We start from the raw sequence: 805 nt of genomic DNA on the forward strand, positions 1-805 counted from the left end.
TCCATGTCTGGCTCCGTGTCCTCAGTGACGTGTGGTGCTGCCGTAGATCGTATTTAACTACATTCGGTAGAAAAAATCTATACGCTTCGTACATTTCGGTGCTAGCATATGAACACGGCGATGCAATGATGGCGGCCACCCGGGACCAGCCTCACTGCATGTCTTCTTCGCAGGCAGATACGCCCGCAAAATCACATATGGCGTGGCAAGGAGATGCAATGACGCAGCAACAGAGAATTGCGGTAATCGGAGGGGGGATGGGCGGCCTCACGGCTGGAGTCCTTCTGCAGCGCGCAGGTTTCGAAGCGACCGTGTACGAGCAGGCAAAGCAGCTCGCTCGTATCGGCGCAGGGATCAATATCTACCCGAACGGCATGCATGTGCTGCGCGCCACCGGGGTAGTTGATCACCTGCTTGCCATCGGACAAACGCCCGCGACATGGTTCAGCCGGGTCTGGGATACCGGCGAATTGCTGTACTCCCAACCGGAGGCGGCGTGGCACAAGAAGTATGGTGAGCCTCACATTATCCTCCACCGCGGCGATCTGCAGCGCTCGCTCGCGAGCCAGTTGCGACCGGGCTCGATCCAGTTCGACAAGCACCTGGTCGGCATCGAGGAAGTCGGCGATGCCCTGAAGGCGACTTTTGCTGACGGAAGCAGCGTGGAAGCTGACGTCATTATCGGCGCCGACGGCGTCAATTCACGGGTCCGTGAGCTGCTGCTGGGGCCACAGCCGCCCAAGTACTCGGGCTTTGTCGCCTATCGCTCTGTCTTCCCGGCATCTCGGCTCAGCCGGCCACTGGA

General features: G+C 59.5%; 1 protein-coding gene. It reads left to right on the plus strand.

Features of this window, described 5'->3' with window-relative positions; genetic code table 11:
- Positions 1–218: 218 nt before the first annotated feature.
- Positions 219–805: FAD-dependent oxidoreductase (locus AC3WL8_RS39930; RefSeq protein WP_492380259.1), on the plus strand; the 587-nt coding region annotated here is incomplete at its 3' end.

The sequence above is a fragment of the Cupriavidus sp. FW305-F7 genome (genome assembly GCF_058782875.1).